This window comes from Streptomyces bluensis, assembly GCF_014650715.1.
Lineage (GTDB): Bacteria > Actinomycetota > Actinomycetes > Streptomycetales > Streptomycetaceae > Streptomyces > Streptomyces bluensis.
Genome location: NZ_BMVM01000007.1, coordinates 362,369 through 376,825, shown reverse-complemented (window position 1 = coordinate 376,825; position 14,457 = coordinate 362,369). Strand labels below are relative to the sequence as shown.

The following is a 14,457-nucleotide window of genomic DNA, read 5'->3' as shown; positions in this document are numbered from 1 at the left end:
TCACACGTCAGTGATCGCCGTCACCCGTCCCCAACCTCCGTGGACAGAACACCTAGGCGGCCAGTGCTCATGCATGGCCGTGGTGGGTACGGTGACGAGCTCAGATAGGCGGCGGCGCCTCAATGTTGTATGTGGCGGCCCGCCCTGCCCTTGCTCTCCTGGTCAGTGCGAATCAGATGTCGTAGGCGCTGGCGGTCGCTCCCGACCGTGCGGCTGCACCTGGGGCTGGGGCCGTTTCCCGAGTGGCAGCGAGGCGAGGTGTACGCGGTGGTCGACGCTGCAGTGGTCATCTGTCGGCCTACTCGTCGTACATGGACCGGAGCCTAGCTTCGTTCTCGGCCTGCGGCTCAAGTCCGACGGCAGCTCTGCGTGCATCGAGGTGCTCGGGATCTTCCACAGGCCGCATGCACCACTGTCCGTCGGCATCTCGAACGTACTGGCTCCCGTACACCTGGGGGCGGCCTTCGCTGACAAGGCATCGATCGGTTAGGAGGGCCAGGTGGGCCGGGTCGGCGTCTCCTGCGTCGACGGCTGCTACAAGGAGGTCGAGGGCGCGGCGTTGGAAAGCCGGGTCCGCATCGGCATGTTGGGCGAGCAGCCATGCTGCGGTAGCGCCCTCCTCGCCCACCAGGGCGATCCCCGGCCAGCCGAGCTGGCTGAGTATGCGGGAGAGCGCGGCGGTGTTGTCGGCGTCGAGAGCGTGCAACTGATCGAGGTATTCCGGTGTCCGCTCGGCAGTGGGCAGCAGGCGCAGGCGTTGGTCTTCATCCATGCGAGCGCGGAGTTCCGCGGCGATATGGGGGTGCAGGGCTGTCACGGCTATTCCCATCGACGGTGAGTTGTAGCAACGCGAGTGACGATCTCGGTGCTGATGTCGGCTCATTCGTGCGCGAGCCGCGCGGAGTTGGAATCGCAGACGCCGACGAAGGACGCTGGGGACCTCCTATGACCGTGAGTTGGCAGACGCTGAGATCGACTTGCGGGGGCGTGCCGACGACAACTCTCAGCTTCGGCTGGGCAGCCTTGCCGTCACAGGCTGCGACACGCCCAAGGCTTCGAAGAAGCACCGCAACGAGTGCAAGTGTCGAGAACACGGGTTCCCCAACGCCCTTACGGCTCAGGCTAGATAGACTCGGTGGAGTCCGGCAACGGGCACCCGGGTCGCTGCGGTCACAGGCGGCGTACGCATTGAATTCCTCATGCCCCGGGAGGTCCTACTGTGCCGTGTGTGCTGCCTGTTAGGCGCCGTCGGCATCACCGCGACGTTCTCACTGAGGCGTTGACCGAGCCCATGCCCTCACCGGTAGCGAGGCCACGTGCCCTTCAGATGTCGTGTTCGCAGGAGGGATCGTCCCGCATCAGGGGGCCTGCCTTGCGGCCCGCACGGTCAACTGCCCTTCGATCGCACAGGTATGCCAAGAAGGAGAAGGTTTTGTCCTACCGATCCGTGATCGGGCTTCACTTGGTTTTGATCGAGCGGGGCCGCGTGCTGCTGGGCCTGCGGGCTGGCACTTCCTGGTGTGACGGGTGGTGGCATGTGCCCGCCGGCCATCTTGAGGACGGGGAGTCCTTCCTTGCTGGCATGGTCCGCGAGGCTCGGGAGGAGCTGGGCATCGCCCTCGCCGAGGAAGACCTCGTGGTCGCGCACACCGTCCATGACCACGACCCCGAAACCAACCAGAGCCGGCTGCAGATCTTCTTCACCGCCACGCAGTACTCGGGGCGGCCCCATGTCGCGGAACCGGACAAGTGCGCGGAGCTGCGGTGGTGGCCGCTCTCGGCTCTGCCGGAGAAATTGGTGCGCTATACCCACCAGGCCCTGATCTGCATTCAGCGGGGCCAGAGCGCGAGCACGCTGGGGTGGCCCGATGCCTGCTGAGGATGGGAGGGAGCCTGTGGGGCTGATGGCGCCGGAGGACTACGCGCGCTCACGCGCGACATTCTGGGGCGGCGCCGCTGTGTTCTTCACGGATGCCGAGGGCAAAGTCCTGGTCCTCGACCCGGCCTACCGGCCGGGGACGCTGCTGCTGCCCGGCGGGGGAGTGGACCAGACGGAGCGCCCCTCGGCCGCAGCGGTCCGCGAGGTGGCCGAGGAGCTTGGGCTGTCCATCCGCGTACGCCGGCTCCTGGCAGTCGACTGGGTCAGCAAGGGCAATCCGGAGTTCGGGACCGTGTACGGCTTCCCAGGCGAGACCGTCTCCATCTGGGACGGCGGCGTCCTGGAGGAAAACGACATCGCTCGGATTCGCCTGCCCGAGGACGAAATCACCTCGTTCCAATTCCTGCCTCCGGCCCAGGCCACATCGCGGATGTTCCCGATCGAGGGACGACGGATGCTGGCTGCCCTGCGCGCCCGGATTGACCGTGTCGGCCCCGCCGTGCTGGAGGACGGGGATGCCGTCGGTGGCGGGTCGGCGCTGCAGCGCCAGAACGTCATCCCGCGCATCGCGGCCGGATACCAGCAGATCGCCTGGCACCCCGGCGGCGAGCCCGCCGCCGGCCTGCCCGTGAAGCAAGCGTGGGTGTGGGCCTTTGACCCGCTCGGCCGGGTCGTCGTCCTTGTCGATCCACGCGACGGCCATGTCGTCCTACCGGGTGGCACGGTCGAGGAGGATGACGACGGTCCAAAGGCGACGGCACTACGGGAAGCCTCCGAAGAGGCGGCCCTGCGCCTGCAGGCTGTCGCCTACCTCGGCTACCTCCTCGATCCGGACGGTGCGGTCTACGGCCCGGGCACCGGGCCGAACGCCCGGGCCCGCTACATCGCCCGCATCGCCTCCCTCGGGCCCGCGCCGCAGGATGTCGCCACCGGCGTCACCTACGGGCGTCTGCTGGTCAGCCCGGTGCAGGCGAGTGAGTTGCTCGGCCTCGGACGCGCCGGCCGCGAGCAGGCAGAGTACGCGGCCCGTACGGCGGCAGCCTGCTGGGGTATTCCGCTCTGTCCGCCGCAGGCCGCGGTTGAGATCCCTCATCCGGGTATGGCGGCCCTGCTGCCCTGACCTGCGTTCGTGATGCCCACCGTGTGTCGGTCTACGGCCGGCGCGATGCCCCGCACCGCCCTTGCGGCGTTGGAGGAGGACCTTTATGACCAGCGAACCTGACACCACCGAGCAGGCGGTCGGCCGCCCTGACCGCGTGGTCACCGACGCGCAGCGGGCGTACTGGGCGCAGGTCGAGGCACCCATGGCCTCCTGCACCGCCCTGATCACCGATGCCGCGGGCCGCATCCTGGTGGTCGCCCCGACCTACAAGGACGGTTTCGACATGCCGGGCGGCATGGTGCACGCCGGTGAAACGCAGATCGAGGGCCTGCAACGGGAATTGGCCGAGGCACTCGCCCTGACCGGCGTACCGGTCGGCCGGCTCCTCGTCCTGGACCAAGTCCCCGCTGCCCGGTATGGGCGGGCCATGGTCGTCACGGTGTTCCACGTCGGTCCGCTCACCGACCAGCAGGCCAAGTCCCTGCGTTTCGTTGACGGGGAGATCGGCGCAGCGGAGTTCCTCCCCATCGAGGAGGCGCTCGCGCGGCTGCCGCACCGCCTCGCCCGCCGTATCAAGGCGGCGCATGCCGCGCTGGGTGACGGGGTGCCCGCCGCTCTGGTCGACGGCGAGCCCCACAGTCCCGCTTGCCCGTCCGTGTCGGAGGCGCGATGAAGCGGCTTCTGAAACGGGTGTGGAAGACGGAGCCGGCCGTCTCCGAATCCGAGGTTGCCCTCTTCGGCGGGGCGCTGCGCTACGACTTTGGCTGGGTGCGGCACGAGTACGCGCGGCTGGATACCAAGTTCGGGCAGGCCGCCCGCATGGTGCCGACGCTGGTGGGCAGCACCCTGCGCCTGGCCTGGCGGGCAGATCACCGCGCCCTGCTGACCATCGGGGTAGCCGAGGTGGGCCAGGGCATCACCCAGGCTGCCGGGCTGCTGGTGACCAACCAGGTCATCCAGGCCCTGCTCAAGGACGGGGACAATGTCTCACGGCTGCACGCCGCGCTGCCGGCACTGATCGCCGGCTGCGTCATCGCAGTGGTCGGCACCGTCCTGGCCTGCCTGTCGACGGCCGGCACCGGACGGCTGGAGCCGAAAGTGGAGCGGCTGGCCACCGAGCAGTTCCTGGAGGGTGCCGCCCGCGCGGAACTGGAGGCCATCGAGGACGGCGAGTTCCGGACGCTGGTGGACTCGGCGTACTTCGGAGCCCAGTCCTCCCGAACCATGATCAGCATCTGCGTGACGGTAGTGAACGGTCTGTTCTCCCTTGTTGCCGCAGCCGGGGTGGTCACCGTCCTCAGCCCCATCCTGCTGCCGCTGTTGCTGCTCATCGCGCTGCCGCGCGGCTGGGGCGCCATGCACGTGGCGCGACGGCGCTACGCCTCCCGAATGCAGTGGATCGAGCACGAGCGGGCCAAGCGTCTCGTCAACAACCTCATCACGGCCCGGGAATCAGCCACCGAGGTCCGCGTGCACCAGGTCGGCCCGTTCCTGCTCGATCACTTCCGCACGATGGGCCAGACCGCCGAGGCCGAACAGACCCGCCTGGCCGACGGCCGCGCGGTCACCGAACTAATCGCCGCGGCCATGGCCGGCCTCGCCTCGGCGGTTACGTTCGCCGGCTTGGGAGCCCTGTGGCTGACGGGCCATATGAACGCCGCCACCGTGGCCACCGCCGCGCTTGCGATCCGGACCGGCTCGGCCAGCCTCGGCGCCCTCGTCGACAGCGTCCTGCGGCTGCACGAGGAGTCTCTCTACGTCCGCGACCTCGACCGTTTCCGTGCCGAGGCCGACCGCCGGGCCATCCCCGCCGGCGGCGTGCCGGTGAGCGACTTTCCCGAGCAGGTCACCTTCGAGAACGTGTCCTTCACCTACCCCGACCGCGACACCCCCGCTCTGCACGAGGTCTCGTTGACCATCCGGCGCGGAGCCGTCATCGCCCTGGTCGGGACGAACGGCAGCGGCAAGAGCACCCTGGTGAAGCTCCTTGCCGGCCTGCACCGGCCCACGACCGGACGCATCCTGTGGGGCCAGACCGATCTGGTCAAGGCCGACCGGGTGGACATCTTCCAGCACGTGGCCGTCCTCGACCAGGGCTTCCAGCGCTGGCCCTTCACCCTGCGGACCAACATCCAGATCGGCCAGCCGGAGCGCAACGCCGATGGCGACATCGCCCGAGCGGCTGCCTACTCGGGCGCCGACAAGCTCGCCGCCACTCTGCCCCGAGGTCTTTCCACCCTGCTGGCCCGGCAGTTCCGCGGCGGACAGGAACTGTCCGGCGGGCAGTGGCAGACGGTCGGGCAAGCACGCCTGCGCCACCGTCAGGCGAGCCTCGTCATCGCCGATGAACCAACCTCCGCCCTGGACCCCGAGGCCGAGATCGAGTCCTTCGAACGCATCCGCCGCTTGGCGGACGAAGGCAAGACCGTTGTCCTGGTCAGCCACCGCATGGCGGGCATCCAGCACGCCGACACCATCTACGTCCTGGACCAGGGATACCTCGTGGAGAGCGGCTCGCACCAGCAGCTCATGGCCCGGCCCGATTCCCAGTACCGGCACATGTACCTCATGCAGGCCAACCAGTACGGCACTGCCGTGCCGCTGGTTCTGCCGTCTCCAGCGGCCGACGGCGAATCGACGCATGCCCCCAGCGCCCCCGACTGACACCGACCGCTCTGTCGCCCGCCAGCCCAGCAAGTGGACGACCTACCCGCTCTGGAGCACGCTGCGTGACCTGCTGGGCTGCGTCGGCGTGATCGCGGTCGGCCTCGCTGTTGCCACGATCGTCGCCATTCTCAACCCCCACTTCCCCGACCACAGGATTGGTCTGTGACCTTCATTCCACCCCGTCTCGTCATCGGCACCGGCGACTCCGATCTGGCCATGGTCCAAGCGGCGCACGTCGCCAGCCTGCTCGAACCTCTGGAGGTCGCCCAGGCCGAACAGGACACGTCCGACGGCCCCCACTTTCTGCAGCTGGACATCGAAACCGACGACATCCGAGCGTTGCCGGAGGCAGGGTACGCCGTCGTCACCTGCCGCCTGGTGTTCGCCTTCATCAAGGACAAGGCGGCCTTCCTCGACCGCATCCGATACCTTCTCCCGCCCGGCGGGACGTTCTGGGTCGTCATTCCGCTGGCTGAACGCTTCCCGGAAGAACGGAAGTCCATCGGGATCAGCCCGCAGTACGCTGAATTGCTGACCGCGTCCTGGTCATCGGCCTACAGGGAGGACCTGGACACGCTCCGCTGCTATGCCTTGCGCCCCTGACTCGGGACCGATTGTGGCCTGGCCTCCTGATGTCCTTTCAGCTCAGTGTCTCCCGCAGGTGGGTCAGCAGGCCCTCCGTGTCGGTCAGATGCGGGATAACGATGTCGGCCCCGGCTGCGCGGAGTTCCGTCGCCGAGTGGATCCCGGAGGCAACAGCGATGCACTGTGCCTCGGCGTCATGCGCGGCGCGCACATCGCGGGGTGTGTCTCCGATCAGAACAGTGGGCGTGACGAGCGGAATGCCGCGGGCAGCATGGATGCGGACGCGGGCAGTGTCGACGAGACGTGCTCGATCATCGCTGTCCTCGCCGTATCCGCCGACGGCCATGTCGAGCATGCTGTCGAGCCCGAACGCACGCAGCTTGACGCGGGCATTGGCCGAGATGTTGCCAGTGAGGACGGAGGAACAGACCTCGGAGTCCGCCGCGAGCGCCTTCAACGCCTCCTGGGCCCCAGGCAGCACATGACCCCGTTGCCGCAGATCTTCTTCACCGTCACGCCCGGCTTCTTCCAGTGCACGATGCACCCGATCCCACGCGGGAACCGGCAGACCGTGCTGCACGAACATCTCGCGCATGATCGCCCGGTCCGTACGCCCCTCCGTGGGAGCAGGCAGCTCGGCCTTCCTCCCAGCGAGTGCCTTGAAGGCGCTGGCGTAAATCTCCTTGCTCACGCCGGCGTTCTCCACAAGGGTGTGGTCCACGTCCCACAACACAATTCGTTGCACGTGACCAGGGTATGCAGCGCGAACTCCCTGTTAATAGTGACCTTGTGGGACGTCCTGGCGTCCCACAAGATCTTGCCGCGTCCCAGGACGTCCTGCGAAGATGCGAACGTGAACGAGCGGCTGCGCACGGTGATGGTCCAGCGGAAGGTGACTCCAGAGAAGCTCGCGGCCTCGTGCCAAGTGGATGTCAAGACCGTGGAACGCTGGATCAGTTTGGGCCGGCAACCGCTCCGCCGGCACCGCTGGGCGGTCGCACAGCATCTCGGTGTGGACGAGTCGTACCTGTGGCCGCCCGAGGAAGACGAGGCCCAGGGCCAGCCCACCGAGCAGGCCGAGCTGGTCGCCGCCTTTCCCAACCGCGCGAGCTTCCCGCAGAAATCCTGGGTCCGCCTCCTACAGTCCGCCCAGGAACAAATCGACGTGCTGGTATTCAGCGGCACGTTCTTCGCCCAGACCAATCCGCGCGTTGCGGCGATGCTTTCCGAGCGGGCCGAGTCCGGTCTTCAGATCCGCCTCTGTTTCGGTGACCCGTCGGGCAGGGCGGTCGCCGTCAGGGACGAGGAGGAAGGGATCGGCGGCACCCTCTCAGCGAAGATCAGGGCGTCCCTCACTTACTACCGAAAGTTGATCGGCACGCCAGGGTGTGAAGTGCGCCTCCACGACACGACTCTCTACAACAGCCTCTTCCGCTACGACGATGTGCTCCTGGTCAACCCGCACGTCTGGGGCCAGCCCGCCAGCGCAAACCCCCTGTTCGAGCTGCGGCGCCTGGAGGAAGACGGCTGGTTCGACCACTACGCCGCCAGCTTCGATGCGGTCTGGGAGACTGCGAAGCCCTGGTCACCCGAGTCCATGTGAGGAGCGCGGCCCGCGATGGGACGTACGGAGTACTGGTACGACGAGAACGCACCAAAGCCGAACACGTTGATCCCGGCGTGCAACATGCTTGTTGTCCGGGAAACGGACGGGGCGATACTCCTGCAGCGGCGTCGGGACACGGGGCAGTGGGCCCTTCCCGGGGGAGCCATGGACATCGGGGAATCCCCGTCACAGTGCGCGGTCCGGGAATGCAAGGAGGAGACCGGAATCGACGCCGAACCCACCGGGCTCCTCGGCGTGTACTCGCCCCCTGAGCATGTCGTGGCCTACACGGACGGAGAGATCCGGCAGGCATACGAGGTGACCGTGATCGGCCGGCCAGTCGGAGGCGAGCCAACCATCAACGACGAGGCCGACGGGGTCCGGTGGATCCTCCCCAGCGAACTCGACGCCTACGACATCCACCCCTCCATGCGGAAGCAGATCGCCCACTTCCTCGACGGCACGTACCCGCACGTGGACTGAGCTCCGCTCGCCTGCCTACCTGCCGACTGAAGCGAGTCGGACTTCGACCCTGTGCACAGCCGCACACAGCTCGGGTTCCGCTCGGCGGATGAACCGGCCGACGATGCTGTCGAGGCCGTACCGGCAGAGGATCTCCGCCAAGCGGGCATCAACCGTAGTCGGCTCACCGTCCGGTGTCGTAGTCATATCGCAGTAAGCCAATGAGTCCACCAACACGGCATGATCGAGGAGCGGAAACTCGGCCTCAAGTTCCTCCCTCAGCCCTCGCTCCTCCGCCTCCAGCACGGCACACGAGTGGTTGGCTACCAACCGCACCAACCTCTCATCCGCAACGGTGTGATCGCGGAGGTACCGGGCGCCGTCGAGAGGGTGGAACCCGGTGGCGGCCAGCGACGGCGTGTAGCCGATGTCGTGCAGCATCGCCGCAGCCCACAGCAGTTCTGCATCGTTGCCCAGAATCCCTGCCAGGGAATGCGCCCTTGCTGCGACGCCCTGAGAGTGAGCCCAGCGTCGCGGCAGGGGCTCGGCGAGGAGGGACTCGGCCAGGTCGCGGGCCCACACGGTGAGGTCCATGCTTGACAGGCTATGACGGAAAGCGCGGCCGCCTGGTCGTGATAAGCCGGACGTCCCAGGACGTCTCCAGGGGGATGAATGCGGGCGCTCATCGAAACGTCACGGTTGCAGTTGCGGTGCTTCCAGTCTGACGACGTAGCTGAGCTACACGAAATCTTCAGCGATCCACAGACGCACACCATAGGCAGCGGCCCTTTTGCCGCAGTTGAACAGACCGCAGAGTGGATCGAACGCCGGGTGCGTGCGCTGCGCAGCAGCGGGTTGGCCTGGTACGGGCTGCGCTTGCGTGACAGCGGCCTTTTGGTCGGTAACTGCGGAGTTTTCGCGGGCCGCACCGGAGCCGCCGAGCCGGAGATCGGCTACGAGGTCCGCTATAGCCACCGGGGGCGAGGGCTGGCCGGTGAAGCTGCTCAAGCGGTTCTGGAGGAGTGCTTCTCGGCTGGTATCCGCCGAGTGTGGGCCACCATCCGACCGGCTAACGCAGCCTCGATACAGATCGCGGCCGGTCTGGGCATGGTGGTGCAGTACGCACGTACGGACGAGCGCGGAGAACTCCTGTATCTGTCTGTCTCGTCTCACTCTGGACCGAGCTGATGTAGCACGCCGATGCGCGGTGCTCAACAACCTCAGGATGAGGTTGGAAGGGCTCACCGGCTGTGCCAGCGTCGACCGCGCACGTAAAAGCCCATCTTGGGGGGAGCGGGCAGCCCGTCAGGTGGGTGTAGGGGCGGCGAGGGGTCCAGGAGCTGCTGAAGGCGGATGGGGAGACGACGAACGAGCCGGGCGGTGGGTGGTCGTAGATGTTGACGGCCAGCGGCGGGCCAGCCTATCGAGGGCCGTCCGGTGCCCTGGGGCGGCGGCAGTGATTGGCCTGGGCTTGGCGCTGGCGTCGGGTCGGCGCAAGGTGCCCGAACGATCCTGATCCCAGAGGACTTCGTACAAAGCAACGTCGAACGCGAGGGAGAGCCGTGAGCGGCGTGGCTCGACGAACGGTCAGAGCCCTTGGACGAGTTGCTGGGGGTGCTGCGGGTACATGGCGGACGGTGAGGTCATGCATGGAGGCGTCGAGGCCATTGTCCCAGTGCGATGGCAGGTCGACGGGACTGCTGGCTGGGTGGGATTCGGCCGACGTCGCGCAGCCTGGGCGCGGTCCTCTGGGCCGGTTGCCCAGGTCCCAGGTGGGGTCAATTCGATAAGGCAGTGAAGGTCTCGACGATTGTTTTACGGTCGGATTCCTGCGCGAGTAAGGCGTGCAGCAGGAGCCTTGCCTGGTACGGGCCGAGATCGCTGGCTGGGATGAGGCCGCGGCCGATCAGGTCCTTCTCCGATCCCGGGAAGCCGTATGTACCCGTCAGGACGGGGCCGTTGCCGATGCGCGAGGCAAGGACCACAGGGATACGGGAAGCGAGGTGTTCGAGTGTCTCCACGAGGCGTTGGGGGACGTGGCCGACGCCGAAGGCGGCGACGACCAGACCGTCGCATCGGCCGTCCCACATGGCGAGCAGCGTGCCGTCGTCACCGAGGCTGACCGTGTACAAGCCCACGCGAACCTCGCGGCTCGGCGGCTTCAGAACCCCGAGACGTCGGGGTGGCGGCGAGACCAGCCGTACAAGATCTTCCGCGACGCGGCCGATGGGGCCTGCTCCGGGCGAGGTGAACGCCGCGGGACTGGTGGTGTGGGCCTTGCGGACGTGCCGTGCCGCGTGGACCTCGTCGTTCAGGACGACCAGCACCCCCGCTCCGCGCAGTCGGGGGTCAGCGGCGGCGATGACGGCCGCGTACAGGTTGGCGGGGCCATCGGGGCCGGCCATGGTGGGGTTGCGCATGGCCCCGGTGACGACGACCGGCTGGTCGTGGCCGTGCCGCAGGTCAAGGAAGAAGGCGGTCTCCTCGATGGTGTCGGTGCCCTGCGTGATCACGATTCCGTCGACGTCGCCGCCGTCGAGGGTCTTGTCGATCGCGCCCCCGAGTTCGGTCAGGTCGTCGAAGGTGAGTGAGGCGCCGGGCACCCGGCGGAAGTCGCGGACACGTAGCTCGATGCCGCGCTCGTCCAGGCCGGGGATGGCGGCGAATAGGTCGTGCGCGGACAGGGCCGGTACGACCCCGCCGGTCACCGGGTCGGCGGTCATGGCGATGGTGCCGCCCAGCGAGTAAACGGCCACAGTTCTCGTCGCACCCACCATGCCCCCAGGCTCGCGTTTCGTCAGGTCCGGTTCGCGTGGAGATCGTCACGTATCCGCACACGAAGATCGCCTCGTGAAGGCTATCGGTCGCTCCATCGTGCCTGCTGGTGTCAAGCGCGACCGTGCCATGCCACGAGATGCGACAGTAAGCCGCCGGCAGTGAGGCGACCGTGCCGATCAGCGAGGGGCCGTGACCAACTACATCGCGGCGTAGGTGTCATGGTGCCGCCGCATAACAGTGGATCGCCACCGTCTGATGCGGGCTCCATTGTTGCTCGACCGTGGCCAGCAGCTCCCATCCCAGCCGCTCGTACAGGGCTACCGCGGCCGTATCGGAGGTCACGACGTCAAGCACCGGATGCAGGCCAAGACGCTGTGCTTCCTCCACAGCCCGGCCGATCAGCAGTGCGCCGATTCCGTGTCCTCTCGCCTGAGGAGCGACAAACAGCCGACTGACAACTGTGGCTAGTTCCCTCCTCACGCCGTTCCGCTCGCTCCATAACCGAGCGGCCAGATCGCCTTCCCTGCTTCGAGACAAGCTGACATGGCCGATGAGACGGCCGTCGAGTTCCGCGACCCAGGCCGCCAGCAAGGACGCATGCGATAGCCAATCGCCGGGCCGCTCCGGCCAGTTCACCGGATAGCCGTCACCCTGATGAACTTCCTCGAGGACTCGTACGCACTCCTCAAGGTCGCAGACGGTTCGACGCCGGAACGAGCGGCCCGACCGCTTGCCGGACGGCCCAGAGTTCCCGTTGTTCACCCCGGAATAGAAGCACAGACCACGAACCTTAACCGGCCACTTGTGCAAAAGATCCCAGGGCGCTTCGTTAGCCCGCCTGCAACTCTGCCACGATGCGCTTCGACTCACTCTGAGCAAGGCCCCGCCGGGGGTCGTCCGGATGGGCATGGGGGCCGAGGATATTCGTGCAGAAGAACAGCGACATGAGCTTGCCGTCCCGGCCCTCCAGATCCTGGCTTCGCTCACGCCGTACACGCTCAGCCACTTCCGGGAAGGCGAGGGAGTTCCCCCACAGCCATGCCGCATCCAGGCCCCGGGGAGCCATCCCCCAGTCCTCCCAGTCGAACAAGCAGAACCGCGACGCAGTCACGTTCGCCCAGTTCAGGTCCGCGTGCGCCGGAGACCACTCCCTGATCGTCGTATCGGAGACCTCCCGGAACGTTGCTTTGATCGCCTCAGTGACTCCGACCTGAGTGATCGCAATGGTGTCCGGTGTCGCAATACGCGTCGTGTGGTGGGCGGTCAGGGCATCCAGCGAGGCGTTCAGCGCCTCCCACCACTCATCCGGAAGCGCCAACACGGAATTAGGATCCACCGGTTCTCCGGGCAGCAGCTCGGTCTCGTCGGCACGCCACATCGCCGCTCCTGCCGGGTCACTCCACGACAGGCCCTGGAGCCAAGCAGGCTTCGCGACACCGTCCAGAAGCGCGGCACACTCCGTGCCGTTCCAGCCCTGCCCCGTGACCTTTTCGAGCGGGCGTCGCTCGATCCGCACCCAGGTGTTGCGGTCCGTCCGCGCACCAACCGTTCGGCGCTTTCGGACCACCGTCTCCGGGGCCACACGCACGCCAAGAGCACGTTCCACGCGTACGAGGGCTTCATCAACTGGCTGAACGCGTAAATCGACAGGGGCGACTGTGGGTGTTGGGGTTGTCATATAGCTCCTTGCGTGCCGTTCCCTGACGCTAGCAAGAACGGGTCAAGTCCAAAAAGGTGACCGTCACGGCTGACGTGGCCTCGGCGGCTGCTGAGCGCGAGTGTGCGCACCTTGTCCTCTGCTCCGTCGCACTGTCCAGAGGTGCCATGGAGGCAGCAGCAGCCCAGTGATGAGCGGTCGACCATCCTGAACCACGGGCGCCGGTCTTCCTCTCCTCTGAGGTGATCACCGCCGCAGCGTCAATGGGACCGGGCGAGCCATTGTCCCAGGGATGCGACGACCGAACACTTGGCCCACTCGGCAAACACTTGCTCCTGCTCGGCAGGGGGCAGCGCCGCGAGGGTCGCTGTAGTGCCCTCTGGAACGAAGATCGACCAGAGGTCCGACCAAGACCGTGGTCCGTGGCCGCGATCCGGGGTAGCGGCGATGGAGCCCGGCTTTCGGGAGTCGTCCGCGAAGGTGTGGAGATCACCCTGCTCATCGACGTAGACGGCGGCACTCGCGAACCGGCATGTCCGGTTCTCCGTGAGGTCTGCGAGATGTGTAAGCCCAACCGGTCCGAAGGCTTCGAGGGCTTGCTTGACCATGGGCCCCGGCCAGCCGCCGAACTCTTCGATGTAGAAGCCTGAGTCCTCGACAAAGAGTGGTCGCCTGAGAATCGCGAACGCTTGACGAGCCTTGTGCTGCGCGATCTCCGAGACCGATGTCGTCTGGATCTCATCCAGCTCTAACACGACCTGTTCGACCTCGATACCCAAAGGCGCCAGATGTTCTTGAGCCGTACGGAACTTGCCGTTGTTCCCGGTACACATCGCGATCCGGATGCCTGGCATGTAAGAAGAATCCTTTCCCGCACGAGCCCTTCACGTCCTCTCAGGCAGCGCCGATGACCGACCCCCAGCCCAGCACGTATGGGGTTGTTGGTGGATCGATTCTCTTGCATGACAGATTGGTCTACCAGGTTTCTTGATCCATCTCGAGATAACGCCGTCGCTGCCCGGAAACCCACCTGTCCGGAGGCCATGGATCGTGATCAACTGACGGTCATGCCGTTGCTGATGCTGGATCTCGACAACACTTTGGTAGATCGCGACGCCGCATTCCAGGCCGCAGCGATCGCGCTCCTGGCCGAGCATGCACTGCCTGCGACCGACATCGAATGGCTGATGACCCTCGATGCGAGCGGCTACACACCCAAACCGGCTGTCGCTGAGGCCATGGCGGACCGCTATGGGCAGGCGCTTCCTGAAACTGCTATCCGGACTCTTCTCGACCATGGTGCCGCTGATCGCGTCGTGCTGGCCGAGACCACCCGCGAGGCGCTCACCAAGGCGCTCACCGACGGCTGGACCTGCGTGATCGTCACCAACGGCCGCACGGTGCAGCAGGAAACGAAGATCCGCAAAACCGGGCTCGACCGGCTTGTCCAGGGCTGGGTGATCTCCGAACACGTCGGTCATAGGAAGCCGGGCCCGGAGATCTTTCAGGCGGCGGCCGAAGCCGTCGGAGTTCCCCTCTCCGGCGCCTGGATCATCGGCGATTCACCGCATGCCGACATCGCCGGCGCGAACGCGCTCGGTCTTCGAAGCGTGTGGGTGTCGGACGGCAGGCCGTGGCTCCAGGACTCCTACCGGCCCACCCACGTTGCTGACGACGTGTCCTTCGCGATCAACTTTGTCATTAGCACGACCTGATAGACG

17 protein-coding genes are annotated in these 14,457 nt (G+C 66.7%); 10 read left to right on the top strand and 7 right to left on the bottom strand.

What is annotated here, in order from left to right; translation table 11 throughout:
* Nucleotides 1-298: 298 nt before the first annotated feature.
* Nucleotides 299-817 carry a DUF6624 domain-containing protein gene (locus IE262_RS20325; RefSeq protein ID WP_229877352.1) on the bottom strand — a complete coding sequence of 173 codons (519 nt, stop codon included), beginning with the start codon at nucleotides 815-817 and terminating at the stop codon, nucleotides 299-301.
* A gap of 615 nt (nucleotides 818-1,432) precedes the next feature.
* Here IE262_RS20325 and IE262_RS20320 point away from each other — a divergent pair.
* The 6 genes from IE262_RS20320 (at nucleotide 1,433) to IE262_RS20295 (ending at nucleotide 6,251) form a co-directional block, all read left to right on the top strand.
* Complete coding sequence (locus tag IE262_RS20320) at nucleotides 1,433-1,879, top strand: NUDIX hydrolase (RefSeq protein ID WP_189875380.1); 447 nt, start codon at nucleotides 1,433-1,435, stop codon at nucleotides 1,877-1,879.
* Nucleotides 1,880-1,904: 25 nt separating this feature from the next.
* The gene (locus IE262_RS20315) at nucleotides 1,905-2,999 is read left to right on the top strand and encodes an NUDIX hydrolase (protein WP_189875378.1); all 1,095 of its coding nucleotides are present in this window, start codon (nucleotides 1,905-1,907) and stop codon (nucleotides 2,997-2,999) included.
* A gap of 85 nt (nucleotides 3,000-3,084) precedes the next feature.
* Nucleotides 3,085-3,654: an NUDIX domain-containing protein gene (locus IE262_RS20310; protein ID WP_189875376.1), complete on the top strand. Its 570-nt coding sequence runs from the start codon at nucleotides 3,085-3,087 to the stop codon at nucleotides 3,652-3,654.
* Nucleotides 3,651-5,645, top strand: a complete 1,995-nt coding sequence (locus IE262_RS20305) for an ATP-binding cassette domain-containing protein (protein WP_189875374.1) — start codon at nucleotides 3,651-3,653, stop codon at nucleotides 5,643-5,645. The genes IE262_RS20310 and IE262_RS20305 overlap by 4 nt, the downstream gene beginning before the upstream one ends.
* Nucleotides 5,623-5,814 (top strand): hypothetical protein, encoded by a 192-nt coding sequence (locus IE262_RS20300; RefSeq protein WP_189875372.1) that lies wholly within the window; start codon nucleotides 5,623-5,625, stop codon nucleotides 5,812-5,814. Before IE262_RS20305 ends, IE262_RS20300 begins: the two co-directional genes overlap by 23 nt.
* Entirely contained in the window at nucleotides 5,811-6,251 is a 441-nt protein-coding gene (locus tag IE262_RS20295) for a class I SAM-dependent methyltransferase (protein ID WP_189875371.1), read from the top strand. Before IE262_RS20300 ends, IE262_RS20295 begins: the two co-directional genes overlap by 4 nt.
* A gap of 37 nt (nucleotides 6,252-6,288) precedes the next feature.
* On the opposite strand, the gene IE262_RS20290 is transcribed toward IE262_RS20295, so the two are convergent.
* Nucleotides 6,289-6,978: an HAD family hydrolase gene (locus tag IE262_RS20290; protein ID WP_189875369.1), complete on the bottom strand. Its 690-nt coding sequence runs from the start codon at nucleotides 6,976-6,978 to the stop codon at nucleotides 6,289-6,291.
* A gap of 108 nt (nucleotides 6,979-7,086) precedes the next feature.
* Between IE262_RS20290 and IE262_RS20285 the strand changes: the two genes are divergently transcribed.
* Both IE262_RS20285 and IE262_RS20280 read left to right on the top strand, forming a co-directional pair.
* Nucleotides 7,087-7,836, top strand: coding sequence for a helix-turn-helix domain-containing protein (locus tag IE262_RS20285; RefSeq protein WP_189875366.1), 750 nt, complete (start codon nucleotides 7,087-7,089; stop codon nucleotides 7,834-7,836).
* 15 nt (nucleotides 7,837-7,851) lie between these two features.
* The gene (locus IE262_RS20280) at nucleotides 7,852-8,322 is read left to right on the top strand and encodes an NUDIX hydrolase (RefSeq protein ID WP_189875365.1); all 471 of its coding nucleotides are present in this window, start codon (nucleotides 7,852-7,854) and stop codon (nucleotides 8,320-8,322) included.
* 15 nt (nucleotides 8,323-8,337) lie between these two features.
* Here the strand turns inward: IE262_RS20280 and IE262_RS20275 are convergent, their stop codons facing one another.
* On the bottom strand, nucleotides 8,338-8,895 hold the full coding sequence (locus IE262_RS20275; protein WP_189875363.1) for an HD domain-containing protein: 558 nt from the start codon (nucleotides 8,893-8,895) through the stop codon (nucleotides 8,338-8,340).
* A gap of 78 nt (nucleotides 8,896-8,973) precedes the next feature.
* Between IE262_RS20275 and IE262_RS20270 the strand changes: the two genes are divergently transcribed.
* Nucleotides 8,974-9,489, top strand: a complete 516-nt coding sequence (locus IE262_RS20270) for a GNAT family N-acetyltransferase (RefSeq protein WP_189875361.1) — start codon at nucleotides 8,974-8,976, stop codon at nucleotides 9,487-9,489.
* Nucleotides 9,490-10,079: 590 nt separating this feature from the next.
* Here IE262_RS20270 and IE262_RS20265 read toward each other — a convergent pair.
* From IE262_RS20265 to IE262_RS20250, 4 genes are all read right to left on the bottom strand, one after another.
* Nucleotides 10,080-11,078 (bottom strand): asparaginase, encoded by a 999-nt coding sequence (locus IE262_RS20265; protein WP_189875359.1) that lies wholly within the window; start codon nucleotides 11,076-11,078, stop codon nucleotides 10,080-10,082.
* Nucleotides 11,079-11,295: 217 nt separating this feature from the next.
* A complete protein-coding gene (locus tag IE262_RS20260; protein ID WP_229877351.1) occupies nucleotides 11,296-11,841 on the bottom strand; it encodes a GNAT family N-acetyltransferase in 546 nt (181 codons plus the stop codon).
* Between the two features lie 67 nt (nucleotides 11,842-11,908).
* Nucleotides 11,909-12,757, bottom strand: coding sequence for a hypothetical protein (locus IE262_RS20255; RefSeq protein WP_189875355.1), 849 nt, complete (start codon nucleotides 12,755-12,757; stop codon nucleotides 11,909-11,911).
* A gap of 239 nt (nucleotides 12,758-12,996) precedes the next feature.
* Nucleotides 12,997-13,590, bottom strand: a complete 594-nt coding sequence (locus tag IE262_RS20250) for a non-canonical purine NTP pyrophosphatase (protein WP_189875353.1) — start codon at nucleotides 13,588-13,590, stop codon at nucleotides 12,997-12,999.
* Nucleotides 13,591-13,779: 189 nt separating this feature from the next.
* Between IE262_RS20250 and IE262_RS20245 the strand changes: the two genes are divergently transcribed.
* Nucleotides 13,780-14,451 carry an HAD family hydrolase gene (locus IE262_RS20245; protein WP_229877350.1) on the top strand — a complete coding sequence of 224 codons (672 nt, stop codon included), beginning with the start codon at nucleotides 13,780-13,782 and terminating at the stop codon, nucleotides 14,449-14,451.
* Nucleotides 14,452-14,457: the final 6 nt, after the last annotated feature.

What these genes read in the sequence shown, in the direction of transcription:
- IE262_RS20280 (WP_189875365.1), top strand. Translation starts at nt 7,852, where the DNA reads ATGGGACGTACGGAGTACTGGTACGACGAGAACGCACCAAAGCCGAAC.
- IE262_RS20250 (WP_189875353.1), bottom strand. Translation starts at nt 13,590, where the DNA reads ATGCCAGGCATCCGGATCGCGATGTGTACCGGGAACAACGGCAAGTTC.
- IE262_RS20255 (WP_189875355.1), bottom strand. Translation starts at nt 12,757, where the DNA reads ATGACAACCCCAACACCCACAGTCGCCCCTGTCGATTTACGCGTTCAG.
- IE262_RS20305 (WP_189875374.1), top strand. Translation starts at nt 3,651, where the DNA reads ATGAAGCGGCTTCTGAAACGGGTGTGGAAGACGGAGCCGGCCGTCTCC.
- IE262_RS20300 (WP_189875372.1), top strand. Translation starts at nt 5,623, where the DNA reads ATGCCCCCAGCGCCCCCGACTGACACCGACCGCTCTGTCGCCCGCCAG.
- IE262_RS20245 (WP_229877350.1), top strand. Translation starts at nt 13,780, where the DNA reads ATGGATCGTGATCAACTGACGGTCATGCCGTTGCTGATGCTGGATCTC.
- IE262_RS20270 (WP_189875361.1), top strand. Translation starts at nt 8,974, where the DNA reads ATGCGGGCGCTCATCGAAACGTCACGGTTGCAGTTGCGGTGCTTCCAG.
- IE262_RS20265 (WP_189875359.1), bottom strand. Translation starts at nt 11,078, where the DNA reads ATGGTGGGTGCGACGAGAACTGTGGCCGTTTACTCGCTGGGCGGCACC.
- IE262_RS20275 (WP_189875363.1), bottom strand. Translation starts at nt 8,895, where the DNA reads ATGGACCTCACCGTGTGGGCCCGCGACCTGGCCGAGTCCCTCCTCGCC.
- IE262_RS20315 (WP_189875378.1), top strand. Translation starts at nt 1,905, where the DNA reads ATGGCGCCGGAGGACTACGCGCGCTCACGCGCGACATTCTGGGGCGGC.
- IE262_RS20310 (WP_189875376.1), top strand. Translation starts at nt 3,085, where the DNA reads ATGACCAGCGAACCTGACACCACCGAGCAGGCGGTCGGCCGCCCTGAC.